This is a genomic window from Burkholderia territorii (assembly GCF_902833055.1).
Taxonomy (GTDB): Bacteria; Pseudomonadota; Gammaproteobacteria; order Burkholderiales; family Burkholderiaceae; genus Burkholderia; species Burkholderia territorii.
Genome location: NZ_CADFEJ010000011.1, coordinates 21,442 through 46,317, shown reverse-complemented (window position 1 = coordinate 46,317; position 24,876 = coordinate 21,442). Strand labels below are relative to the sequence as shown.

The window sequence follows — 24,876 nt, the reverse complement described above, 5'->3', positions numbered from 1 at the left end:
GGAGAGCCAGTTGGCCGAGATCACTCAAACGAGCGCGTCCGCTTCCGTCAAGCTTGCCGCGGTCGACATTCACAAGCGCTACGGCGACAACGAGGTGCTCAAGGGCGTGTCGCTGAACGCGAAGGCGGGCGACGTCATCAGCATCATCGGCGCGAGCGGGTCGGGCAAGAGTACGTTCCTGCGCTGCATCAATTTTCTCGAGCGGCCGAATGCGGGGCAGATCGTGGTCGACGGCGAGGCCGTGCGCACGAAGACTGACCGTGCCGGCGCGCTCGAGGTTGCCGATCACAAGCAGTTGCAGCGCATCCGCACGAAGCTCGCGATGGTGTTCCAGCACTTCAATCTGTGGGCGCACATGAACGTGCTCGAGAACGTGATGGAAGCGCCGGTGCACGTGCTCGGCATTTCGAAGAAGGAAGCCGAGGAGCGTGCGCGGGAGTACCTGGAGAAGGTCGGTTTGCCGCCGCGCGTCGAGAAGCAGTATCCGTCGCATCTGTCGGGCGGGCAGCAGCAACGTGTGGCGATCGCGCGGGCGCTGGCGATGCATCCCGACGTGATGCTGTTCGACGAGCCGACTTCCGCGCTGGATCCGGAACTGGTCGGTGAAGTGCTGAAGGTGATGCAGAAGCTGGCCGAGGAAGGGCGCACGATGATCGTCGTCACGCACGAGATGGGCTTTGCGCGCAACGTGTCGAACCACGTGATGTTCCTGCATCAGGGGCGGACCGAGGAAGAGGGCGATCCGAAGGAGGTGCTGGTGCGTCCGCAGAGCGAGCGTCTGAAGCAGTTCCTGTCGGGCAGTCTCAAGTAACGCGAAGGGCGGGTTTCATACGTGGTACCGGTGTCTCGTCCCGCAGGCGCCACCCGCACGACGCAGGTGGCGATCGTTGCATTGCCGCCCGTGTCGATGTCGGGCGTGGGTCCGATCGTCGATGCGTTGCATCTCGCGAACGAGATCGACGGTCGCTTGCTGTATCGCTGGCAGGTGTGTTCGTGGGACGGGCGGCCGGTGCCGCTCGCCGGCGGTGCGCAGTGGCATGCCGATGCGGCGTTCAACGATGCGATCGCGTGCGACTGGCTGATCGTCGTATCGGAGCGGTTTCAGCAGTTTGCGGACTATCGGCTGTTTCTCGCGAGTCTCGCGCGGGTCGGGCAGCGCACGCCGGTGGTGACCGGGATTCACCACGGCGTGTGGTGGCTCGCGATGGCCGGGCAGCTTTCCGGCTATCGCGTGAGCGTGAACTGGGAGACGTATCAACAGTTCGCCGAGCAGTTCGAGCGGTCGATCGTCACGCAGCAGATCTTCGAGATCGATCGCGATCGGGCGACGTGCGCGGGCGGCCAGGCGACCGTCGATTTCATGCTGGCCATGATCGGCCGGGAGCACGGCGCGGATCTGGGCGAGCGCATTGCCGATGCGCTCGGGGCCGGCACGCTGCGCAGCGGCGAGGAGCGGCAACGGATTCCTTTCGTGACCGCGCCGGGCGAGCGGCATCCTCGGCTGAACGATGCGTTGCTGTTGATGGAGGCCAATGTCGAGGATCCGTTGACGACCGACGAGATCGCCGGGCTCGTGGGCGTTTCACGGCGGCAGTTGGAGCGGCTCTTTCGACAGTATCTCGGGGCGATGCCCTCGAAGTATTACCTCAATCTCCGGTTGCTCAAGGCAAGGACCCAGTTGCAGCGGACCAGCAAGTCGGTGGTTCAGGTCAGTCTCGCTTGCGGGTTTTCTTCTGCTGCGCATTTTTCGAATGCTTATCGCGAGCGGTTTGGGGTTACGCCTCGGGAAGATCGTCGGGCGTGGCTCGAGAAGCAGACCGGCGGTGGGGGCGAGCCGAGAGGGGGGGCGCTCGTTGAGAGGGGGAAGGATTGAGGTTTTTTGTCTTGCCGCTTTTTGTTGGCGTGAAAGACCTGTGATCGTGTCGGTCTATTAGCGTTGCCCCTGCGCGGGGCGGCGGTTACTTTTCTTTGTCTTGCCAAAGAAAAGTAACCAAAAGAAAGGCGCTCGGACAACGCATGACTTCCCGGTGCCATGGCCATCCAAGTGGCCCTCGCCTAAGTGTCGGCGCCAGTCAGGAACCCGGAGTGGTTCGAGCAATGGTTCTGACATCACTCACTACCCCACGGAGCGGTATACCGCCCGCTAGCTCCGTCCTCGCTTCGCTCGGCCGACCGGTCCACCCGCCCCCCCCCCAACTTTCTCAACGCGATCGGACGAATATCTTTCCGACTCGCGGTGGAAGCACATCAATTCAGTAAATCGAATTTGCCGTTGCCTGCACCGGGCGCCTGACTGGATCGAGGAAACCGATCAGTGGACGTTCGCAGAAGTGGCACGGGCGCATGAATTGCGGCCGAAGAACCTTGCAGCCGAGCGAAGCGAGGACGGAGCTAGCGGGCGGTATACCGCTCCGTGTGGCAGTGAGTGATGTCAGAACCATTGCTCGAACCACTCCGGGTTCCTGACTAGCGCGGACACTTAGGCGAGGGCCACTTGGATAACTATGGCACCGGGAAGTCATGCGTTGTCCGAGCGCCTTTCTTTTGGTTACTTTTCTTTGGCAAGACAAAGAAAAGTAACCGCCGCCCCGCGCAGGGGCAACGCTAATAGACCGACACGATCCCAGGTGCTTCACGCCACCGAATGCGCCCCCCCAACCGACCCCAAAATAAAGCGACACCAAAAACCCCGACCAAAAAAGATCAAACAAACCCGAACCCACCGCTTCCGATAGAACCCGTCGCAAATCCGCAAGACGCTTGCGTCACCCTTACCTAAACTTGATCCTGTTGAACCCTCTTACGAAACCGAAAGGAACGACCATGACGACCTCGACCGTGACCCGCCAGACATTCGACGAAGTGATGGTGCCGGTATTTTCTCCCGCGCCGTTCGTGCCGGACCGTGCAGAGGGCTCGCGCGTATGGGACACGGCCGGCCGCGAATACGTGGATTTCGCCTGCGGCATCGCGGTGACGTCGCTGGGCCACGGCCATCCGGAACTGCTGAAGGTCCTGGACGAACAGGGCCGCAAGCTCTGGCACATCGGCAACGGCTATACGAACGAGCCGGTGCTGCGCCTCGCGAAGCGCCTCGAATCGCTGACCTTCGCCGACCGCGCATTCTTCGCGAACTCGGGCGCCGAAGCGAACGAAGCCGCGCTGAAACTGGCCCGCCGCGTCGCATTCGACCGCCACGGCGCCGACAAATACGAAATCGTCTCGTTCGTCCAGTCATTCCACGGCCGCACGTTCTTCACGGTCAGCGTCGGCGGCCAGCCGAAATATTCGGAAGGCTTCGGCCCGGTGCCGGCCGGCATCAAGCACCTGCCGTTCAACGACATCGAAGCCGCGAAGGCCGCGATCGGCCCGCAAACGTGCGCGGTGATCGTCGAGCCGGTGCAGGGCGAAGGCGGCGTGATCCCGGCCGATCCGGCGTTCCTGAAAGCACTGCGCGAAGCCTGCGACGCGAACGACGCACTGCTGATCTTCGACGAAGTGCAAACGGGCGTCGGCCGCACGGGCCAGTTCTACGCGTACATGGACACGGGCGTCACGCCGGACATCCTCACGACCGCGAAGGCACTCGGCAACGGTTTCCCGATCGGCGCGATGCTGACGACGAACGAACTGGCCGCGCACTTCAAGGTCGGCGTGCACGGCACGACGTACGGCGGCAACCCGCTCGCGTCGGCGATCGCGGACAAGGTCGTCGAACTGATCGCCGACCCGGCCCTGCTCGAAGGCGTGCGCGAACGCAGCGTGCGACTGAAGGGCGCACTGGAACGCATCAACGCACGCTTCGGCATCTTCAAGGACGTCCGCGGCAAGGGCCTGCTGGTCGGCGCGGAACTCACCGCCGCATTCGACGGCCGTGCGAAGGACTTCGTCACCGCCGCCGCCGAGAACGGCCTGATCATGCTGATCGCGGGCCCGAACGTGCTGCGCTTCGTTCCGTCGCTCGTGATTCCGTTCGACCTGCTCGACGAAGGCGTGAAGCGCTTCGAGAAGGCGGTCGAGCAGGTGCTCGCGGCCCAGGAAGCCACCGCGCGCTGATCGGCGCCCCCACCGCAGACAGGAACGACGATGCTATTTGTTCGCCCCGGCAAACTCACGGATCTCGATGCGCTCGCGCACATGGCGCGCACCGCGCAGCCGGTCCTGCACTCGCTGCCGCACGACCGCGCGGCGCTCGAAGCGCGCGTGGCGCTCTCCGAGGATTCGTTTCGCGCGGACGTCGACTTCGCCGGCGAGGAGTTCTACCTGTTCGTGCTCGAGGATTCGTCGACGGGCAAGCTGCTCGGCACGGCGAGCATCGTGGCCGCGGCCGGCTACTCGGAGCCGTTCTACGCATTCCGCAACGACGCACTGATCCACGCGTCGCGCGAACTGCACGTGAACCGCAAGATCCACGCGCTCACGATGTCGCACGAGCTGACCGGCAAGAGCCGGCTGGCCGGCTTCTACGTCGATCCGTCGCTGCGCGGCGACGCGGCCGCGCACCTGATCTCGCGCGCGCGGATGATGTACATCGCCGCGAACCGCCGCCGCTTCACGCCGGAAGTGTTCACGCTGCTGCTCGGCGTGAGCGACGCCACGGGCGCATCGCCGTTCTGGGAAGCGGTGGGCCGCAAGTTCTTCGGCCGCGACTTCACCGACGTCGATATCGCGTCGGGCGGCCGCAGCCGCACGTTCATCGCGGAAGTGATGCCCGCGTATCCGCTCTACGTGCCGCTGCTGCCGGAAGCCGCGCAGCGCGTGCTCGGCGAGCCGAACGAATCGGCACTGCTCGCGTACGACATTCATCTCGAGGAAGGCTTCGAGCCGGACCGCTTTGTCGACATCTTCGACGCGGGCCCGGTGCTGACCGCGCAGGTCGACCGCACCGCATGCGTGAAGCACGGCGCGGAGCGCACCGTGCGCGAAGCGGCGCGGCAGCAGGGCGATGTCGCATACATGGTGTCGACGGGCAGCGGCGAGTCGTTCCGCTGCGTGCTGGCCGACCTGCCGGGCGGCACGGCCGACGCGCGGGGCGCCCATGCGCCGCTCGCCGGTGACGTGCGCGCGGCACTCGATGTGAAGGAAGGTGACGTCGTGCGCTGCGTGCCGCTGCACCGTCGCGACGATGAAGACATGAAGGGAGACGCAGCATGATCGTCGTTCGGGTCGTACAAACGGGCGACGTCGACGCGCTCGTGTCGCTCGCGAAGGAAACCGGGCCGGGCCTGACTACGTTCAAGCCCGATCGCGACGCGCTCGCCGCCCGTATCGAACGCACGCGCCGCACGCTCGCCGGCGAGGCCGCGCCGGGCGAAGCCGGCTACTTCTTCGTGATGGAAGAATCGAAGACGGGCGACATCGCGGGCGTGTGCGGGATCGAGTCGCAGGTCGGCCTCGAGCAGCCGTTTTACAACTACCGCGTGAGCACGGTCGTGCATGCGAGCCAGGAGCTCGGCGTGTGGACGCGGATGCACGCGCTGAACATCTCGCACGACCTGACGGGCTACGCGGAAGTGTGCTCGCTGTTCCTGAGCCCGCGCTATCGCACGGGCGGCGTCGGCGGCCTGCTGTCGCGTTCGCGCTTCATGTTCATCGCGCAGTTCCGCGAGCGCTTTCCGGAACGTATCTGCGCGGAGCTGCGCGGCCACTTCGACGAGGACGGCACGTCGCCGTTCTGGCGCGCGGTCGGTTCGCACTTCTATCAGATCGACTTCAACGCGGCGGACTACCTGAGCTCGCACGGCCGCAAGTCGTTCCTTGCGGAACTGATGCCGCGCTATCCGGTGTACGTCGACCTGCTGCCGCAGGACGCGCAGGACGCGGTCGGCCTCACGCACCGCGACACGCTGCCGGCCCGCAAGATGCTCGAGGCGGAAGGGCTGCGTTATCAGAACCACGTCGACATCTTCGACGCGGGCCCGGTGCTCGAATGCCACGTCAACGACCTGCGCACGGTGCGCGAGAGCGTCGTCGTGCCCGTTGCGATCGGCGTGCCCGACGCCAGCGAAAACGCACCGAAGTCGCTCGTGTCGAATACGTCGCTCGGCGATTTCCGCGTCGGCGTCGCGCCGGGCGTGGTCGCGAACGGCGCGTTCGTGCTGTCGGCCGACGATGCCGCCGCGCTCGACGTGAAGGCCGGCGACCCGGTCCGCGTGCTGCCGCTCAAAGTCAAACAGGGATAAACGAATCATGACGGAACTCTTCATCGACGGCGCCTGGGTCGCAGGCTCGGGCCCCGTCTTCGTTTCGCGCAACCCGGGCACCGATGCGGTCGCCTGGCAGGGCGGCAGTGCATCGGCGGCCGACGTCGATCGCGCGGTCGCGAGCGCGCGTCGCGCATTCGCCGGCTGGTCGGCACTCGACTTCGAATCGCGCTGCGCGATCGTCAAGCGCTTCGCGGCGCTGCTCACCGAGCGCAAGGAAGCGATCGCCACCGCGATCGGCCGCGAGACGGGCAAGCCGCTGTGGGAAGCGCGCACCGAAGTCGCGGCGATGGCCGCGAAGGTCGGCATCTCGATCCAGGCGTACCAGGAACGCACCGGTGAGAAGCGCCAGGAGATGGCCGACGGCATCGCGGTGCTGCGCCATCGTCCGCACGGCGTCGTCGCGGTGTTCGGCCCGTACAACTTCCCCGGCCACTTGCCGAACGGCCATATCGTGCCGGCGCTGATCGCGGGCAACACGGTCGTGTTCAAGCCGTCGGAGCTCGCGCCGGGCGTCGCACGCGCGACGGTCGAGGTGTGGCAGGAAGCCGGGCTGCCGGCCGGCGTGCTGAACCTCGTGCAGGGTGAAAAGGAGACGGGCATCGCGCTCGCGAATCATCGGCAGATCGACGGGCTGTTCTTCACCGGCAGCTCGGACACCGGCACGCTGCTGCACAAGCAGTTCGGCGGGCGTCCGGAAATCGTGCTGGCGCTCGAGATGGGCGGCAACAATCCGCTCGTGATCGGCGAAGTCGAGGACATCGACGCGGCCGTGCATCACACGATCCAGTCGGCGTTCCTGTCGGCCGGCCAGCGTTGCACGTGCGCACGCCGCATCTTCGTGCCGCAGGGCGCGTTCGGCGACCGCTTCCTCGCACGTTTCGCCGACGTCACGTCGAAGATCACGGCCGACGTGTTCGACGCCGATCCGCAGCCGTTCATGGGCGCGGTGATCTCGGCACGCGCGGCCGCCAGGCTCGTCGACGCGCAGTCGCGCCTGATCGAGCAGGGCGCGAAGCCGATCATCGCGATGACGCAGCGCGATCCGCGCCTTGGTTTCGTGAATGCGTCGATCATCGACGTGACCGGCGTGGCGAACCTGCCCGACGAAGAGCATTTCGGCCCGCTCGCGCAGATCGTCCGCTACGCGACGTTCGACGAAGCGATCGAGCGCGCGAACGACACGGCGTTCGGCTTGTCCGCCGGGCTGCTGGCCGACGACGCGAAGGCGTGGGACCACTTCCGCCGCACGATCCGTGCGGGGATCGTCAACTGGAACCGCCCGACCAACGGCGCGTCGTCCGCCGCACCGTTCGGCGGCACGGGCCGCTCGGGCAACCATCGGCCGAGCGCGTACTACGCGGCCGACTATTGCGCGTATCCGATGGCGTCGGTGGAGAGCACCGAATTGACCTTGCCCGCGAGCCTGTCGCCGGGCCTGCATTTCTGATCGAGGGAACGACGATGAACGCACAAGAAGCCAATTTCGACGGACTCGTCGGCCCGACCCACAACTACGCCGGGCTGTCGTTCGGCAACGTGGCGTCGCTCAACAACGAGAAGTCGGCCGCGAATCCGAAGGCCGCCGCGAAGCAGGGGCTGCGCAAGATGAAGCAGCTCGCGGACCTCGGTTTCGCGCAAGGCGTGCTGCCGCCGCAGGAGCGCCCGTCGCTGCGCCTGCTGCGCGAGCTCGGCTTCACCGGCAAGGATGCGGACGTGATCGCGAAGGCCGCGAAGCAGGCGCCTGAACTCCTCGCCGCGGCGAGCTCGGCGTCGGCGATGTGGACCGCGAACGCGGCGACCGTCAGCCCGTCGGCCGACACGAGCGACGGCCGCGTGCACTTCACGCCGGCCAACCTGTGCAGCAAGCTGCATCGCGCGATCGAGCACGAGGCGACGCGCCGCACGCTGTCGACGCTGTTCGCCGATCCCGCGCACTTCGCGGTGCACGAGGCACTGACGGGCACGCCCGCACTCGGCGACGAAGGCGCCGCGAACCACACGCGCTTTTGTGCCGAATACGGCAAGCCGGGCGTGGAGTTCTTCGTGTACGGCCGCGCGGAATACCGCCGCGGCCCGGAGCCGAAGCGCTTCCCGGCACGCCAGACCTTCGAGGCGAGCCGCGCGGTCGCGCATCGCCACGGTCTCGCCGAAACGGCGACGGTCTATGCGCAGCAGGATCCGGACGTGATCGACGCAGGCGTGTTCCACAACGACGTGATCTCGGTCGGCAACCGCGACACGCTGTTCACGCACGAGCGCGCGTTCGTCAACAAGCAGGCGATCTACGACACGCTGACGGCCGCACTCGACGCGCGCGGCGCGCGGCTGAACGTGATCGAGGTGCCTGACGCGGCAGTGAGCGTGAACGACGCGGTGACGTCGTATCTGTTCAACAGCCAGCTGCTGTCGCGCGCCGACGGCTCGCAGGTGCTCGTCGTGCCGCAGGAGTGCCGCGAGAACGCGAACGTCGCCGCGTACCTGGATCAGCTCGCGGGCGGCAATGGCCCGATCCGCGACGTGCTCGTGTTCGACCTGCGCGAAAGCATGAAGAACGGCGGCGGCCCGGCGTGCCTGCGCCTGCGCGTCGTGCTGAACGAAGCCGAGCGTGCGGCCGTCACGTCGAACGTGTGGATCAACGACACGCTGTTCGCGTCGCTCGACGCGTGGATCGAAAAGCACTACCGCGATCGTCTCGCTCCGGAAGATCTCGCCGATCCGACGCTGCTCGACGAATCGCGCACGGCGCTCGACGAGCTCACGCAGATCCTGCGTGTCGGGTCGCTGTATGACTTCCAGCGCTGAGTTCCGCATGCCGGCTGCCGCGCTGCTCGACGATTTCCTCGCGTTCACGCTCGCGGGCGACGCACCGGCCGTGACGGACGGTGCGTGCGCAGGCGGTGCGGTGCACTGGCAATGGCTCGGCGACGGGCTGCTCCAGCTCGAGCCGGCCCTGGCCGAGCGCGGCGGCGACGCCGCGAGCGTGCTCGTGTCGGCCGGCGTGCATGGCGACGAGACCGCGCCGATCGAGCTGCTGTCGACGCTCGTGCGCGATCTCGCGGCGGGCACGCTGCCGCTCGCGTGCCGATTGCTCGTCGTGCTCGGCAACGTGCCGGCGATGCGCGCGGGCGAACGCTATCTCGACGACGACCTGAACCGCCTGTTCAGCGGCCGTCACGCGCAGATGAGCGCGAGCCGCGAAGCGCCGCGCGCGGCGCAACTCGAAGCGGCGGCCGCCGCGTTCTTCGCGGCCGCGCCGGCCGGCGGCGCGCGCTGGCACATCGACATGCACACGGCCATTCGCGCATCGGTGTTCGAACAGTTCGCGCTGCTGCCGCACACGGGCACGCCGCCTGCCCGCGCGATGGTCGAATGGCTCGGCGACGCGCGCATCGCGGCCGTGCTGCTGCATACCGCGAAGGGCAATACGTATTCGCATTACACGGCCGAGCATTGCGGCGCGCTCGCGTGCACGCTCGAGCTCGGCAAGGTGCGGCCGTTCGGCCAGAACGACCTGTCGCGCTTCGCGCCGGCCGATCGTGCGGTGCGCAAGCTCGTCGCGGGGGCGCCGCGCGACGCCGACGCGCCGCTGCCGCGCGTGTTCACCGTGATCGACCAGATCACGAAGCAGAGCGACGCGCTCGAGCTGTTCGTCGCGGCCGACGTCGCCAACTTCACCGCGTTCGCGCGCGGCACCGTGCTCGCGCAGGACGGCGACTACCGCTACACGGTGAAGCACGACGAGGAGCGCATCGTCTTTCCGAATCCGACCGTGAAGCCGGGTTTGCGCGCGGGGCTGCTCGTCGTCGACACGACGCGCGAGTCGCTCGCCGCACTCGTCTGACGAAAGACGGATGCGCGCGGCGACGGAGCCGTCGCGCGCGTGTCGTCCCGCAGCATCCCCGAATTGCGTCGGCGCCCGCATGCCGCACGGACGGCCCGCGTGTCGCGCCTTGCGCATTTGCGACACCGTCTTGCAAGTTCGACGGCGCATTCGGGCGTCATCGCGCACGCAGCGCAGCATCGCGTGCCGGCGGCCGCTTTGCCGTATCGGGCTGCGCAGGTTGGTACAATCGCGGCCTTGCGGCTGTTGCGCCGCATCAAGGCGCGGCATCGCCGTTGTGGATGTCATCCGACCCTGCAATGATGCATGCGCCCGTAGTTCCGGAACATTCGAGTATCGAGGAGAACACCTGATGAAGTTGGATTGGCGTAAAGTGGCCGCGCATGCGGTAGTGGCGGCATCGGCCGTGGCGGCAGGCAGCGCGATGGCTGCGGATCTGAAGGAGATCCGGTTCGGCGTCGAGGCCTCGTACGCGCCGTTCGAATACAAGACGCCCGACGGCAAGCTGACCGGCTTCGACATCGATATCGGCAACGCGGTGTGCGCGAAGCTGAAGACGAAGTGCGTGTGGGTCGAGAACGACTTCGACGGCCTGATCCCCGCGCTGCAGGCGCGCAAGTTCGACGCGATCAACTCGGACATGACGATCACCGAGCAGCGCAAGCACGCGATCGCGTTCACCGATCCGATCTACACGATCCCGAACCAGCTGATCGCGAAGCAGGGCAGCGGCCTGCTGCCGACTCCGCAAGCGCTGAAAGGCAAGCGCGTCGGCGTGCTGCAGGGCACGATCCAGGAAGCGTACGCGAAGAAGAAGTGGGCGCCGGCCGGCGTCGACGTCGTGCCGTATCAGACGCAGGACCTCGCCTACGCCGACCTGAAGTCGGGCCGCCTGGACGCGACGTTCCAGGATTCGGAAGCGGGCTCGAAGGGCTTCCTGACGAAGCCGCAAGGCCAGGGCTTCGGCTTCGCGGGCGGCACGGTCAGCGATGCGGAAATCCTCGGCTCGGGCGTCGGTTTCGGCCTGCGCAAGAACGATGCGGCGCTGAAGACGGCGCTCGATCAGGCGCTGAAGGAACTGAAGGCCGACGGCACGATCGACAACCTCGCGAAGAAGTACTTCAGCGTGCCGGTCACGCTCAAGTAAGCGTTTCGATCCGTCGCACGATGCAGCCGGCCGCTTTTGCGGCCGGTTTGCTTTTGGGGCGCCGCGTGCGTTATGCGGGGAAGAACCGCCCGAGTTCGCGCGCAAGCTCGTTGAGCACGCTCATCTCCTGCTGCGTGATCTTGCGTGCCGGCTGCGCACCGGCCCAGTCGCCGTACAGCAGGCCGACCGTCTTCGTGCCGACGCGTACCGGCAGCAGCACGAACGCGCGCGTGTCGGGGAGCGCCTCGAGATACCACGCGGGCAGGCGCTTCAGCATCTTCGGGTCCTGCGCCTGCTCGATGAAGATGCCGACCGAGTTCGTGATCGCGAGATGGAACACGTCCGGCTCGAAGCGCTCGTCGAAGCTGAGCCGCTCGAGCGCCGCATCGACGTCCGGGCCGAAGCCGAGCCGCGCGGCGAACGCACCGTCTTCACGACGCACGAACATCACGGTGCGCGTGAACGCGAGGCCCGCCAGCAGGCTCTCGGACGCGAGCGCGAGCACCGGTGTCAGCACGTGCTCGGACGGCAGCGCGCGCAGGTCCGCGAGGCCGGCTTCGAGGCATGCCTCGGGTTCGGGCTGCGCCCGCGCGATCGCGTCGGCGTTCGCGCGCAGCTCGACGATCTCGCGCATCACGGTGTCGCTCGCTTCCTCGCGGGCGAGCCGCTCGGCGATTTCCACCAGCGCGTCGGCGTCGATGTCCAGCTCCTGCCCGTAGTGCTGCGCGAGCACCGCGATACGCGCATCGCGCTGCGGGCCCGCGGGCATCGCGAGCGCACCGGCGACGTCGGTCGAGCAGCGGCTCACCGCGCGCAGCCAGCGCACGCGCTCGGCGCTGTCGTCGGCGCAGGCATCGCGCGGCCGCGGGCGGTCCGCGTCGATGTCGTCCTCGTCGCCGCCGGCGGCGTGTGCGTTGCCGCCGTCGCCGTCGGCCATGCCGGCGCGGATCACATCCGGCAGCCGCCAGCTCGCGGCGGCCTCGAGACCGATTTCGTCGAAGCCGACGCCCAGCACGTCGACGCACGCGGCTGCTTCGTCGCCGTTCAGCTCGGCCGCGCGGCGGCGGATGCGATCCCATTCGCTGTCGAGATAGCAGACCACCAGCAGCTTGCCGACCTGGCGCATCAGCGTGCAGACGACGGCTTCCTCGCCGCCGCGCAATTCGGCGTGCTCGGTCAGCTTGCGGGCGACGCAGCCGGACAGCAGCGCGCGGTTCAGCTCGAGCTTCGCATCGATGCGGCGCGGCGTGCTGTGATGGAAATGGTCGACGAGCTTGAGCCCGACGACGAGATGGCCGACGGTGTCCATGCCGAGCACCATCAACGCGCGCGTGACGGTCGTGATGTTGCCGCCGAACGCCATGTACATCGCGGAGTTGGCGAGCCGCAGGACTTTCTGCGTGAGTGCGAAATCCGACAGCACGACACGCACGAGCGCGGTGAAATCGAGGTCGTCGTTCTTCATCGCAGCCATCGTCGCGCGCAGCGATTCCGACAGCAGCGGGAAGTCGCCCCGTTCGTTCATCCGGGCCCACAGCTTGTCGAGCAGCGCGGTGCGGGGCAGGTGTGCGGTGATTGACATACGGATCTATCCGGTTCGCCGCGCGCGTCAGGCGGCGTGCAGGCGCAGCTGCTGCGCCTCGAAGCGCCGCGCGAGCTCCTCGGACGGCAGCGCCTGACAGACGAGCCAGCCCTGGATGTGGTTGCAGCCCATCTCGGTCAGCAGTTCGCGCTGCGCCTCGGTCTCGACGCCTTCCGCGACGAGCTCGAGATCGAGCGTCTGCGCGAGGCCGACCACCGCCGACACGATCGCGCGATCGTTGCGCGACGTCAGCAGGTTCTCGACGAAGCTGCGGTCGATCTTCAGCTTCGCGAGCGGAAAGCGCTGCAGGTAGGCGAGGCTCGAATAGCCGGTACCGAAATCGTCGATCGCGAAACGGATGCCCAGCGCGGTCAGCTCCTCGAGCAGCCCCTTCGCCTGCACCGGATCGTGCATCAGCAGGCTTTCGGTGATTTCCAGCACGATTCGGCGCGGGTCGATGCCCGTCAGCGCGATCGCCTCGCGCACGCTTTGCGTGAAGCGCGGGTCGCGGAACTGCTGCGGCGACACGTTGACCGCCACGTACTGCAGCGCGAGCCCCTGGCGATCCCACGCGACGAGCTGCATGCACGCGGCCTTGAGCACCCAGTTGCCGAGGTAGTTGATGAGGCCGATCGATTCGGCGAGCGGAATGAAGGTCGCCGGCGGCACGAGGCCATGCACCGGATGGCGCCAGCGGATCAGCGCCTCGACGCCGTCCACCGCGCCCGACTGGCTGCGCGTGATCGGCTGGAAGTGCAGCGAGAACTCGCCGTTGCGCACGCCGTCGTACAGGTCGGCCTCGAGCTTGAGTCGTTCCGCGTCGGCCGGATCGTCGACCGGCTCATGGAACGCGAGCGCATTGCCGCCCGACGCCTTGGCCTGCGCGAGCGCATGGTCGGCGCGGCGCAGCAGCGGGCTGTGATGCTGCGCGCGATGCGGCGCGGCGCGTTCGTCCGGGTACAGCGCGATACCGATGCTCGCGGACAGGTGGACGGTCTGCCCCTGGTATACGTAAGGTTCGCGCACCGCGGCCTGCAGCCGGCGCGCGAGCGCGTCCGCGGCGTTGCTCGCGCGCGCGCGGTCCGGCGCGGTCAGCACGACCGCGAACTTGTCGCTCGCGACGCGCGCGAGCTGCTCGTCGGGCGCGACGAGCGCCTGCAGCCGCTGCGCGGTGTCACGCAGCAGCGTGTCGCCGGCGTCGTAGCCGAGCGCGCGGTTGATGCGCTGATAGTCGTCGAGGTCGAGCAGCAGCAGCGCCGCGCAGGTGCCGGTTTCGTCGGCGGCCTGTTGCGCGCGCATCAGCGCGGGCACGAGCGCGGACAGGTTGTCGAGCCCGGTCATCGGGTCGTGGTGCATTTCGTACGTCAGGCGCGCCTCGAGCGCACGCCAGGCCGACACGTCGAACGCCGCGATCGCGAAGCCGTCGACGCCGTGGTGGCGGCTCTTGAACGCGCGGATCTCGACGTCGAGCGGATAGGTGAGCGACTTGACGATGCACATCGTCGCCTTCTCGACCTGGCCGGAACGCGCGGCGCGCGCAAGCAGGCCTTCGAGCGCCGCGGTATCCTGTTCCGCGATCAGGTCGCGCAGCGTCAGCGTGTGCAGGTAATCGCGGTGATAACCGATGAAGCGCAGGCTCGCGTCGGACACGTAGAGAAAGCGCAGCTCGCGGTCGACATGAGCGAGGAAATCGACCGTGCCGACTGTCTGTTCCAGCCAGTTGCGCACGGTGTCGTCGCGGCGCGGCGCGCCGGCGCGCGCAGGCATCAGCGCGCCGCCCGACCAGGCGAAGCGGCGCAGCGTATGCAAGGCATTGCGCCAGGAGCCCTTGCGTGGCGTCTGTTTCCTGTTGGCTTCCATGTATCTCGCTGACGTGAAGGGCTGGAACCGGCTGTCCGGAAGGAATAACGGCAGACTGCGCGGAATCTTTAACCGGTCGGTCGCGGCTGGCGCTGCCGCCTGACCGGATCGTACACACCGGTGTTCGGCAGGCGAACGCCGGTGTGGCCTACATCGAGGCTGACTTTATAAGAAATGAGGACGCAGATGAAGCGAAAACTGTTGGTGGGCGCCGCGGCGGCGCTGCTGGTGGCCGGTCATGCGCTGGTGGCGCACGCGCAGCTGAAGCCGGGCGCCACGGCGCCCGACTTCACGACGCAGGCGTCGCTGGGCGGCAAGACTTACACGTACTCGCTGGCCGATGCGCTGAAGCACGGGCCGGTCGTGCTGTACTTCTACCCGGCGGCGTTCACGAAGGGTTGCACGATCGAGGCGCATGCGTTCGCGGATGCGGTCGATCGTTACAAGGCTTACGGCGCGACGGTGATCGGCGTATCCGCGGACAACATCGACACGCTGACGAAGTTCTCGGTGAGCGAGTGCCGCAGCAAGTTCCCGGTCGCGGCCGACCCGGACGCGAAGATCATCCGCGAATACGACGCGAAGCTGCCCGCGCTCGATCGCGCGAATCGCGTGTCCTACGTGATTTCGCCGGAAGGGAAGGTGCTGTACGAATACACGAGCCTGTCGCCCGACAAGCATGTCGAGAACACGCTCGGCGCGGTGAAGGCGTGGGCCGACGCGCATCCGAAGCAGTAGGCCGCCGGCAGCAAGCGTGCAGTCGGGCGGCCCGCGGCGGGCCGCCGGCATGATGATGAATCGCGCCGGCCCGGGCCATGGCACGGCCCGGGCGCGCGTTACGCGCGCAATGCCTGTTCGATCGGCACGCTGCCGCCGACGAAACCGATGACCTTGCGCGAAATGCCGAGCTTGATCGCCTCGATCGCGGCCCAGGCGACATCCTGGCGCGACACCGGGGGCGCCGGATCGAGCAGTTCCTCGGTCAGCGCGATCTTGCCGACGCCCGGGCCGTCCGCGAGCGGGCCGGGGCGCAGGATCACGTAGTCGATGCCCGACGCGATCACGCGCTCGTCGCCCTCGCGCTTCATCTGTGAATAATGGCGCAGCGCGTCGCCGCTGCGCTCCGGCGAGTACGCGCTCAGCGAACTGATCACGACCAGCTTCTGCACGTTGTACGCGAGCGCATGCTCGGCCGCGCGCGCGACCGCGTCGCGGTCGATCTGCTCTTCCTCGGCGGCACCTTCCGATTCCGCCGAGCCGGCCGCATAGATCACGTGCGTGATGCCCTGGAACGCGTGCGAGAAATCGCCCGCCAGATCGGCCTCGACGACCTTCGCGCCCGGCAGCGCATAGCCGTGCCGGCGCACCAGCGCAGTCACCTCGAATTCCGGCTGCTCGAGCAGCAGATCCGCGCAGGCCCGGCCCGTCCGGCCGGTGGCGCCAATCAGCAATACCTTCGTCGTCATGAAACCGCTCCTTGCGCGATGCGTCATCCTTCCAGATAGGGACGGACGACCGATACTCAAGTGTATGTCGATTTGGGGAGGCGGCGCGCGGGTAATTGGGGCGGTACCGCTCCGTGACGGCCGGCGCGGCGCCCGTTTTCCGCGCGCTCGCGCGCATGGATGGCGGAATCGACCCGCCGACCGGCTATCATGTGCGCGATGCATTTTTCGCCGCCAAGCAATACAACGCGGCGACCAACCGGTTGGAGTACACATGGCATTACCCCTGGACAACGTCAGCATGGCCGTGTTCTGCGACTTCGAGAACGTCGCGCTCGGCGTGCGCGACGCGAAGTACGAGAAATTCGACATCAAGCCCGTGCTGGAGCGGCTGCTGCTGAAAGGCAGCATCGTCGTGAAGAAGGCGTATTGCGACTGGGAGCGCTACAAGGGCTTCAAGGCGTCGATGCACGAGGCCAGCTTCGAACTGATCGAGATTCCGCACGTGCGCCAGTCGGGCAAGAATTCGGCCGACATCCGGCTCGTCGTGGACGCGCTCGACCTCTGCTACACCAAATCGCACGTCGATACGTTCGTGATCATCAGCGGCGACTCGGATTTCTCGCCGCTCGTGTCGAAGCTGCGCGAGAACGCGAAGAAGGTGATCGGGGTCGGCGTGAAGAAGTCGACGTCGGACCTGCTGGTCGCGAACTGCGACGAGTTCATTTTCTACGACGACCTCGTACGCGAGCAGCAGCGCGCGCTGGCCAAGCGCGAACAGCAGCGCACGGGCAACGGCGGCGCGAAGCGCGCCGACGAGCCGTCGCGCAAGCCGGAACTGGAAGTGCGCCGGAGCGAGGCGATTGCGCTCGCGGTCGAGACGTTCGATGCGCTGGCATCGGAGCGCGACGACGTCGGCAAGATCTGGGCGTCGGTGCTCAAGAGCGCGATCAAGCGGCGCAAACCGGACTTCAACGAGTCGTATTACGGTTTCCGTGCGTTCGGCAACCTGCTCGACGAAGCGCAGGCGCGCGGCCTGCTCGAAGTGGGCCGCGACGACAAGTCGGGCGCGTTCGTGTCGCGGCCGCGCCAGTCCGCCGTTGTGGCCGAGCCGGTGGTGGCGGTGCGTGAAGCGGGCGGCGCGCAGCAAGGTCACGGCGGGCGCCATGGGGAAAGTGCCGCTGCCGGGCGCGAGTCGCGGCATCGCGGGCAGCGTAGGGAAGCGGCCGTTCAAGAGAGTGTGCAGATCGAGGCCGACGAGGCGGACATCGTCGACGTCGTGAACGACGCGGCGCCCGTGCCGGCAGCGACGGCCGACGCGAACGAAGCAGCCGAGACGCACGGCGACGCGACGCACGGCGACGCGAAGGACGGCCGCAAGCGCGCGCGCAAGAGCGCGGCGAAGAAGGCCGGTGCGAAGAAGGGGGGCGACGCGAAGGCCGCCGGCCGTCACGCGGCAGCGAAGCCGGACGACGCCGGGCACGACGGTGCCAAGCATGCCGAAGCGCGCGATCGTGACGCGGAACACGCTGAGGACCAGCACGTCGCGGCGCAACACGCGCCGACGGCCGGCGAGCACGGTGGCGCGACCGCTGCCGCGCAGCCGTCGCACGAAGCAGCATCGGTCGCGGAATCGGCCGGTGAAGCGGCTGTCGAAGCGGCAACCGGTGCCAAGCCGAAGAAACCGGCCCGCAAGACGGCGACCCGCGCGCGCCGCCCGCGCAAGACGGCCGCTGCCGCCGAGTAACGGCGTCACCGCGTCACGGCAGGGCGGTGTCCGACCCAGGGCGCCGCCCATGTCGCCACGTGGGTCGGCGCAATGCCGGCCGACGCGCTCCGTTATCCGTTCAGCACGTAAGGCTGTGTCATCACTTCGAGGAAGTGACCGTCCGGATCCTCGAAATACACGCCGCGCCCGCCGTTGTGGCGGTAGATGTCGCCGGGCTGCCGCTTCGCAGGGTCGGCCCAGTGCGGCAGCCCGCGTGCACGAATGCGTGCGAACACGCGATCGAAGCCGGCCTCGTCGGTCAGGAAAGCGTAGTGCTGGGCCGTGATCTCTCCCTCTTTTTCATAAAAATCGAGCGACACGCCGTTGTCGAGCTGCACGACCAGCATCGCGCCGAACGGCGTCGGCGCCGGCAACTCCAGCAGCTCGGTGAGGAAGCGGCTCGACGCGTGCTTGTCGCGGCACCAGACGATCGTGTGGTTCAACTGGACGTTCATGGCGGGTCCCCGGAGATCGGCGCGAGGGTGGGCATGGACACACGATAGCCGATCGCGGCGGGCGCGCAAGCCTCGGCGACGCGGCCGCCCGATGCGGCCGCGTGCCGTTATCCGCTGATTGGTTTACCCGCTGATTCGCTTATTCGCCCGCCACCGCCGGCCCGCCCGAATTCCCGCGACGGTTGCGGCGCTTCTCGCCCCACACGCGCAACCGGTCCATGTACAGATAGACGACCGGTGTCGTATAGAGCGTCAGCACCTGCGACATGATCAGGCCGCCGGCGATCGCGATCCCGAGCGGCGCACGCAGCTCGGCGCCGTCGCCGTTGCCGAACGCGAGCGGCAGCGCGCCGAGCAGTGCCGCCATCGTCGTCATCATGATCGGCCGGAAGCGCAGCAGGCACGCCTCGTGGATCGCATCGAGCGACGACTTGTTGCCGTTGCGCGTCTGGTCGATCGCGAAGTCGACCATCATGATCGCGTTCTTCTTCACGATACCGATCAGCAGGATCACGCCGATCAGCGCAATGATGCTGAACTCGGTCTTGAACAGCAGCAGCGCGAGCAGCGCGCCGACGCCCGCCGACGGCAGTGTCGACAGGATCGTGATCGGATGGATGTAGCTCTCGTACAGGATCCCGAGCACGATGTAGACGGCCAGCAGCGCCGCGAGGATCAGGATCGGCTGGTTGTTCAGCGACTGCTGGAACGCCTGCGCGGTGCCCTGGAAGCTGCCGACGATCGTCGGCGGCACGCCGATCTGCGCCATCGTCTGGTAGATCACCTGGGTCGCCTGCGACAGCGACACGCCCGGCGGCAGGTTGAACGAGATCGTCGTCGCGACGAACAACCCCTGGTGGTTGACCGACAGCGGCGTCGTGCTCGGGCCGAAGGTCGCGATCGCGGACAGCGGGATCATCGTCGACTTCGACGTCGACACCGCCGCGCCCGACGACGCGCTCGACTTGCCGCTCGACGCGATCGAGTTCAGCGCCTGGTTGCGCGCGGAATCGGACGCGATCGCCGCAGCGCTGGTGGCGGCCGTGCCGGCGCTCGACGTGCCGGCCGAGGTCGCGACGAAGGTGCCGGCCGCGGCGTTGGTCGTCTGCGAGCCGTTCGCGCTGCCGCCCGACGTGCTGATCCATACCTGGTTCAGCATCTCGGGGCTCTGCCAGTATTTCGGCGCGACCTCCATCACCACGTGATACTGGTTCAGCGGGTTGTAGATCGTCGAGACCTGGCGCTGGCCGAACGCGTCGTACAGCGTGTTGTCGATCTGCGCCGGCTTGATGCCGAGCCGCGCGGCGGTCGCGCGATCGATCGTGACCATCGCCTCGAGGCCGCCTTGCTGCTGGTCGGAGTTCACGTCGGTCAGCTCGGCGCGCTTTTGCAGCGCCTCGGTCAACAGCGGCCCCCACTTGTACAGCTCGGCGCTCGAATCGCCGAGCAGCGTGAACTGATACTGCGCGCTGCTCTGCCGGCCGCCGACGCGAATGTCCTGCGCGGCCTGCAGGAACGTGCGCGCACCCGCGACGTCCGACAGCGGCTTGCGCAGTTGCTGGATCACCTGGTCGGCCGACAGCTTGCGCTCGGTGCGGTCCTTCAGCGTGACGAACATGAAGCCCGAGTTGGTCTGCGTGCCGCCGGTGAAGCCGGCTACGCTCTTCACGTTCGGATTCGACTGCACGATCCGCATCATTTCGGAGAACTTCAGCTTCATCGCCTGGAACGACGTCGACTGGTCGGCCTGGATGCCGCCGATCATCAACCCGGTGTCCTGCTGCGGGAAGAAGCCCTTCGGCACGACGATATACAGATAGACGTTCAGGCCGATCGTCGCGAACAGGATCAGCAGGACCAGCAGCGGGCGGCGCAGCGCCCACGACAGCGTGCGCTCGTAGCCGCGCTGCATCCGCGTGAAGAAGCGCTCGAGGAACCGGCCGAGGCGGCCTTCCTCGCGCACCTCGTGCGGCTCGCGCAGCAGCCGCGCGCACATCATCGGCGTGACCGTCAGCGAAACGGCCAGCGACACGCCGATCGCGAGCGACAGCGTCAGTGCGAATTCGCGGAACAGGCGCCCGACGATGCCGCCCATCAGCAGGATCGGCAGGAACACCGCGACGAGCGAAATGCTCATCGACAGCACGGTGAAGCCGACCTCGCGCGCACCGTCGAAGGCGGCCTGCAGCCGCGGCTTGCCGTTCTCGATGTGGCGCGTGATGTTCTCGAGCACGACGATCGCATCGTCGACGACGAAGCCGGTCGCGACGATCAGCGCCATCAGCGACAGGTTGTCGATCGAGAAGCCGAGCAGGTACATCGCGCCGAACGTGCCGACGATCGAGATCGGCACGGCGACGCTCGGGATCAGCGTCGCGCGCCAGTTGCGCAGGAACAGGAACACGACCATCACGACCAGGCTCACCGCGATCAGCAGCGTGTGCTCGGTGTCCTTCAGCGACGCGCGGATCGTCGTCGAACGATCGAGCACCGGCGTCACCGTGATGTCGGCCGGCAGCGACGCGGTGAGCTGCGGCAGCGCCGCGCGCACGCGGTCGATCGTCTCGATGATGTTCGCGCCGGGCGAGCGGTAGAGGATCACGAGCACCGCGCGCTTGCCGTTCGACAGGCCCAGGTTGCGGAGGTCCTCGACGCCGTCGACGACCTCGGACAGGTCGGACAGCCGCACGGCCGCGCCGTTGCGGTACGCGACGACCAGGTCGCTGTACTGCGACGCCTGCGAGGCCTGGTCGTTCGTGTAGAGCTGGTAGCGCTTCGGGCCGAATTCGATCGCGCCCTTCGGGCTGTTCGCGTTCGCGGACGCGAGCGCGGCGCGCACGTCCTCGAGGCCGATCCCGTAGTGGAACAGCGCATGAGGCTCGAGCTCGACACGCACGGCCGGGTTCGCGGAGCCGCTCACCGAGACCTGGCCGACGCCGTCGATCTGCGACAGCGACTGCTGCAGCACCGTCGACGCGGCGTCGTACAGCTTCGCGGGCGATGACGTTTCCGACGTGAGCGACACGACCATGATCGGCGAATCGGCCGGGTTGACCTTGCGGTACGTCGGGTTGCTCTTGAGCGACGCGGGCAGGTCGGCGCGCGCCGCATTGATTGCGGCCTGCACGTCGCGCGCGGCGCCGTCGATGTCGCGGTTCAGCCCGAACTGCAGGATGATCCGCGCGTTGCCGACGGTGCTGGTCGACGTCATTTCGCTGACGTCGGCGATCGAGCCGAGGTGCCGCTCGAGCGGGCTCGTCACGCTGGTCGCGACCGTCTCGGGGCTCGCGCCGGGCAGCGACGCCTGCACCGAAATGGTCGGGAAGTCGACCTGCGGCAGCGGCGACACCGGCAGCTTGATGAACGCGAACAGGCCGGCGAGCGCGACACCGAGCGCGAGCAGCGTCGTCGCGACGGGGCGGGTGATGAAGGGGCGCGACAGGTTCATCGCTTACGCGCCCGTTTGCTTGCCTGCGTCGCGGCCGGGGCCGTGCCGCTCGAACCAGCCGCGTACGCGGCGCGCGAGGCTGTCGAAGCCGAGATAGATCACCGGCGTCGTAAACAGCGTGAGCACCTGCGACACGATCAGCCCGCCCGCAATCGCGATCCCGAGCGGCTGGCGCAGCTCGGAGCCCGCGCCCGCGCCGACGATCAGCGGCACCGCGCCGAGCAGCGCGGCGAGCGTCGTCATCAGGATCGGCCGGAAGCGCAGCAGGCACGCCTGATAGATCGCCTCGCGCGGCGGCTTGCCTTCGACGCGCTCGGCCTCGAGCGCGAAGTCGATCATCATGATCGCGTTCTTCTTCACGATGCCGATCAGCAGCACGATCCCGATGATCCCGATGATGTCGAGGTCGTGCCCGGTGATCATCAGCGCGAGCAGCGCGCCGACGCCGGCCGACGGCAGCGTCGACAGGATCGTGATCGGATGGATGTAGCTCTCGTACAGCACGCCGAGCACGATGTACATCGTGACGACCGCCGCGAGGATCAGGAACAGCTGGTTCGACAGCGACGCCTGGAACGCGAGCGCCGCGCCCTGGAAGCGCGTCTGGAACGAGCCGGGCAGGCCGATGTCCTTCTCGGCGGCGGCGATCGCCTTCACGGCCTCGCCGAGCGACGCGCCCGGTGCGAGGTTGAACGAGACCGTCGTCGACGGGAACTGCGACAGATGCGCGACCAGCAGCGGCGACGGCCGCTCGTGGAACGACGCGATCGACGACAGCGGCACCTGGCCGCCGCCCGCCGACGGCAGGTAGATGTCGTTCAGCGATTCGGCGTAATGCTGCTCCTTCGGCTCCGACTCGAGAATCACGCGGTACTGGTTCGACTGCGTGAAGATGGTCGACACGATGCGCTGGCCGAACGCGTCGTACAGCGCATTGTCGACGGTCGCGGGCGTGATGCCGAAGCGCGCGGCGCTCGCGCGGTCGATCTCGATGTAGACCGACTGGCCGTTGCTCTGCAGGTCGGTCGCGACGTCGGCGAGCGACGGCTCCTTCTGCAGCCGCGTGACGAGCTTCGGCACCCAGGTCGCGAACTCGTCGGGGTTCGGGCTCGTCAGCATGAACTGATACTGCGTCGGGCTCACGGTCGAGTCGATCGTCAGGTCCTGCACCGACTGCATGAACAGCGTGATGCCGGTCACGTTCGCGACGCGCTGCTGCAGGTCGCGGATGATCTGCGCGGCCGACTCGGAGCGCTCGTCGCGTGCCTTCAGGTTGATCAGCATCCGGCCGCTGTTCAGCGTGATGTTGCTGCCGTCGACGCCGATGAACGACGTGAGGCTCTCGACGTTCGGATCCTTCAGGATCTCGGCCGCGAGCGCCTGCTGGCGTTCGGCCATCGCGCCGTACGAAATCGACTGCGGCGCCTGCGTGATCGCCTGGATCACGCCGGTATCCTGCGCGGGGAAGAAGCCTTTCGGCACGAATACGTAGAGCAGGGCGGTGAGCGCGAGCGTCAGCAGCGCGACGACGAGCGTTGAGCGCTGGCGGTTCAGCACCCATTCGAGCGCGACCGCGTAGCGCGCGATCACCCAGTCGATCGCGCGGTGCACGCGCGCCTCGAAGCGGTGGCTTTCGGGCGGCGGCGAATGGCGCAGCAGCTTCGCGCACATCATCGGCACGAGCGTGAGCGACACGATCGCCGAGATCACGATCGTCACCGCGAGCGTGATCGCGAATTCGTGGAACAGCCGGCCGACCACGTCGCCCATGAACAGCAGCGGAATCAGCACCGCGATCAGCGACACCGTCAGCGAGATGATCGTGAAGCCGATCTGCCGCGAGCCCTTCAACGCCGCCTCGAGACCGGAATCGCCTTCCTCGACGTAGCGCGCGATGTTCTCGATCATCACGATCGCATCGTCGACGACGAAGCCGGTCGCGATGGTGAGCGCCATCAACGACAGGTTGTTCAGCGAAAAACCGGCCATGTACATCACCGCGAGCGTGCCGATCAGCGACAGCGGCACCGACAGGCTCGGGATGATCGTCGCGTAGACGTTCGCGAGGAACAGGTACATCACCAGCACGACCAGCGCGACCGCGAGCAGCAGCTCGAACTGCACGTCGCGCACGGCCGCGCGGATCATCGTCGTGCGATCGGTGACGATCTGCACGTCGAGCGCGGCGGGCAGCGTTTCCTGCAACTTCGGCAACTGCGCCTTGATCGCGTCGACGGTCGCGATCACGTTCGCGCCCGGCTGGCGCTGCACGTTCAGGATGATCGCGGGCTCCGAGTTCACCCACGCGCCGAGCTTGGTGTTCTCCGAGCCGGCGACGACCTTCGCGACGTCGGTCAGCATCACCGGACGGCCGCTCTTGTACGCGACGACCGCGTCGTTGTATTGGTCCGCGCTGGTGAGCTGGTCGTTCGCGTTGATCGTGTACGCGCGCGTCGGGCCGTCGAAATTGCCCTTCGGCGTGTTCACGTTCAGGTTCGAGATCGTCGTGCGCAGATCGTCGAGGTTCATTCCGTATTTCGCGAGCGCGGTCGGGTTTGCCTGGATCCGCACGGCCGGCCGGTTGCCGCCCGACAGGCTGACGAGGCCGACACCGGCGATCTGCGAGATCTTCATCGCGAGGCGCGTGTCGGTCAGGTCCTGCACCTGCGTGAGCGGCAAGGTCTTCGACGTGATGGCGAGCGTCAGCACCGGCGCGTCGGCCGGGTTGACCTTCGCATAGATCGGCGGGGCCGGCAGATCGGACGGCAACAGGTTGCCGGCCGCGTTGATCGCGGCCTGCACTTCCTGTTCGGCGACGTCGAGCGGCAGGTCGAGCGAGAACTGCAGCGTGATCACCGACGCGCCGGCCGAGCTTTGCGACGACATCTGGTTGAGCGACGGCATCTGGCCAAACTGCCGCTCGAGCGGCGCGGTGACCGACGACGTCATCACCTCCGGGCTCGCGCCCGGATAGAAGGTCTGGACCTGGATCGTCGGGTAGTCGACTTCGGGCAGCGCGGCGAGCGGCAGGAAGCGCAGCGCGACGAGGCCGGCCAGCATGATCGCCGCCATCAGGAGGGCGGTGCCGACCGGACGGAGAATGAAGAGGCGGGATGGATTCATC

The 24,876-nt window shown here is 67.4% G+C and carries 17 protein-coding genes; 11 read left to right on the top strand and 6 right to left on the bottom strand.

Annotated elements, in window-relative coordinates; all coding sequences use genetic code 11:
• Positions 1-10 precede the first annotated feature (10 nt).
• The 9 genes from HW466_RS19195 (at position 11) to HW466_RS19155 (ending at position 11,194) form a co-directional block, all read left to right on the top strand.
• Positions 11-811 carry an ABC transporter ATP-binding protein gene (locus HW466_RS19195; protein WP_006488736.1) on the top strand — a complete coding sequence of 267 codons (801 nt, stop codon included), beginning with the start codon at positions 11-13 and terminating at the stop codon, positions 809-811.
• 21 nt (positions 812-832) lie between these two features.
• Entirely contained in the window at positions 833-1,873 is a 1,041-nt protein-coding gene (locus tag HW466_RS19190) for a GlxA family transcriptional regulator (RefSeq protein WP_059447649.1), read from the top strand.
• 950 nt (positions 1,874-2,823) lie between these two features.
• On the top strand, positions 2,824-4,056 hold the full coding sequence (locus HW466_RS19185) for an aspartate aminotransferase family protein (RefSeq protein ID WP_059451625.1): 1,233 nt from the start codon (positions 2,824-2,826) through the stop codon (positions 4,054-4,056).
• A 30-nt stretch (positions 4,057-4,086) separates the two neighbouring features.
• Positions 4,087-5,154 carry an arginine/ornithine succinyltransferase subunit alpha gene (aruF, locus tag HW466_RS19180; protein WP_151004746.1) on the top strand — a complete coding sequence of 356 codons (1,068 nt, stop codon included), beginning with the start codon at positions 4,087-4,089 and terminating at the stop codon, positions 5,152-5,154.
• Positions 5,151-6,182, top strand: coding sequence for an arginine N-succinyltransferase (astA, locus tag HW466_RS19175; protein WP_059502810.1), 1,032 nt, complete (start codon positions 5,151-5,153; stop codon positions 6,180-6,182). The genes aruF and astA overlap by 4 nt, the downstream gene beginning before the upstream one ends.
• Positions 6,183-6,189: 7 nt before the next feature.
• Positions 6,190-7,653, top strand: a complete 1,464-nt coding sequence (astD, locus tag HW466_RS19170) for a succinylglutamate-semialdehyde dehydrogenase (RefSeq protein ID WP_151004744.1) — start codon at positions 6,190-6,192, stop codon at positions 7,651-7,653.
• 14 nt (positions 7,654-7,667) lie between these two features.
• Positions 7,668-9,008 carry an N-succinylarginine dihydrolase gene (gene astB, locus HW466_RS19165; RefSeq protein WP_059451629.1) on the top strand — a complete coding sequence of 447 codons (1,341 nt, stop codon included), beginning with the start codon at positions 7,668-7,670 and terminating at the stop codon, positions 9,006-9,008.
• Between the two features lie 7 nt (positions 9,009-9,015).
• The gene (gene astE / locus HW466_RS19160) at positions 9,016-10,047 is read left to right on the top strand and encodes a succinylglutamate desuccinylase (protein WP_174905856.1); all 1,032 of its coding nucleotides are present in this window, start codon (positions 9,016-9,018) and stop codon (positions 10,045-10,047) included.
• A gap of 352 nt (positions 10,048-10,399) precedes the next feature.
• Complete coding sequence (locus tag HW466_RS19155) at positions 10,400-11,194, top strand: ABC transporter substrate-binding protein (protein ID WP_059771462.1); 795 nt, start codon at positions 10,400-10,402, stop codon at positions 11,192-11,194.
• Between the two features lie 70 nt (positions 11,195-11,264).
• On the opposite strand, the gene HW466_RS19150 is transcribed toward HW466_RS19155, so the two are convergent.
• Positions 11,265-12,776, bottom strand: a complete 1,512-nt coding sequence (locus HW466_RS19150) for an HDOD domain-containing protein (protein WP_174905849.1) — start codon at positions 12,774-12,776, stop codon at positions 11,265-11,267.
• Between the two features lie 27 nt (positions 12,777-12,803).
• A complete protein-coding gene (cdpA, locus tag HW466_RS19145; protein WP_196483266.1) occupies positions 12,804-14,543 on the bottom strand; it encodes a cyclic di-GMP phosphodiesterase CdpA in 1,740 nt (579 codons plus the stop codon).
• Between the two features lie 279 nt (positions 14,544-14,822).
• Between cdpA and HW466_RS19140 the strand changes: the two genes are divergently transcribed.
• The gene (locus tag HW466_RS19140) at positions 14,823-15,374 is read left to right on the top strand and encodes a peroxiredoxin (protein WP_059502800.1); all 552 of its coding nucleotides are present in this window, start codon (positions 14,823-14,825) and stop codon (positions 15,372-15,374) included.
• A gap of 98 nt (positions 15,375-15,472) precedes the next feature.
• Here the strand turns inward: HW466_RS19140 and HW466_RS19135 are convergent, their stop codons facing one another.
• The gene (locus HW466_RS19135; RefSeq protein WP_059451635.1) at positions 15,473-16,102 is read right to left on the bottom strand and encodes an NAD(P)H-binding protein; all 630 of its coding nucleotides are present in this window, start codon (positions 16,100-16,102) and stop codon (positions 15,473-15,475) included.
• A 253-nt stretch (positions 16,103-16,355) separates the two neighbouring features.
• On the opposite strand from HW466_RS19135, the gene HW466_RS19130 reads away from it, so the two are divergent.
• A complete protein-coding gene (locus HW466_RS19130) occupies positions 16,356-17,828 on the top strand; it encodes an NYN domain-containing protein (protein WP_174905848.1) in 1,473 nt (490 codons plus the stop codon).
• A 92-nt stretch (positions 17,829-17,920) separates the two neighbouring features.
• Here the strand turns inward: HW466_RS19130 and HW466_RS19125 are convergent, their stop codons facing one another.
• From HW466_RS19125 to HW466_RS19115, 3 genes are all read right to left on the bottom strand, one after another.
• A complete protein-coding gene (locus tag HW466_RS19125) occupies positions 17,921-18,304 on the bottom strand; it encodes a VOC family protein (RefSeq protein ID WP_060347126.1) in 384 nt (127 codons plus the stop codon).
• 139 nt (positions 18,305-18,443) lie between these two features.
• On the bottom strand, positions 18,444-21,752 hold the full coding sequence (locus HW466_RS19120; RefSeq protein WP_059794290.1) for an efflux RND transporter permease subunit: 3,309 nt from the start codon (positions 21,750-21,752) through the stop codon (positions 18,444-18,446).
• 3 nt (positions 21,753-21,755) lie between these two features.
• Complete coding sequence (locus HW466_RS19115) at positions 21,756-24,875, bottom strand: MdtB/MuxB family multidrug efflux RND transporter permease subunit (RefSeq protein ID WP_059451643.1); 3,120 nt, start codon at positions 24,873-24,875, stop codon at positions 21,756-21,758.
• Position 24,876 lies beyond the last annotated feature (1 nt).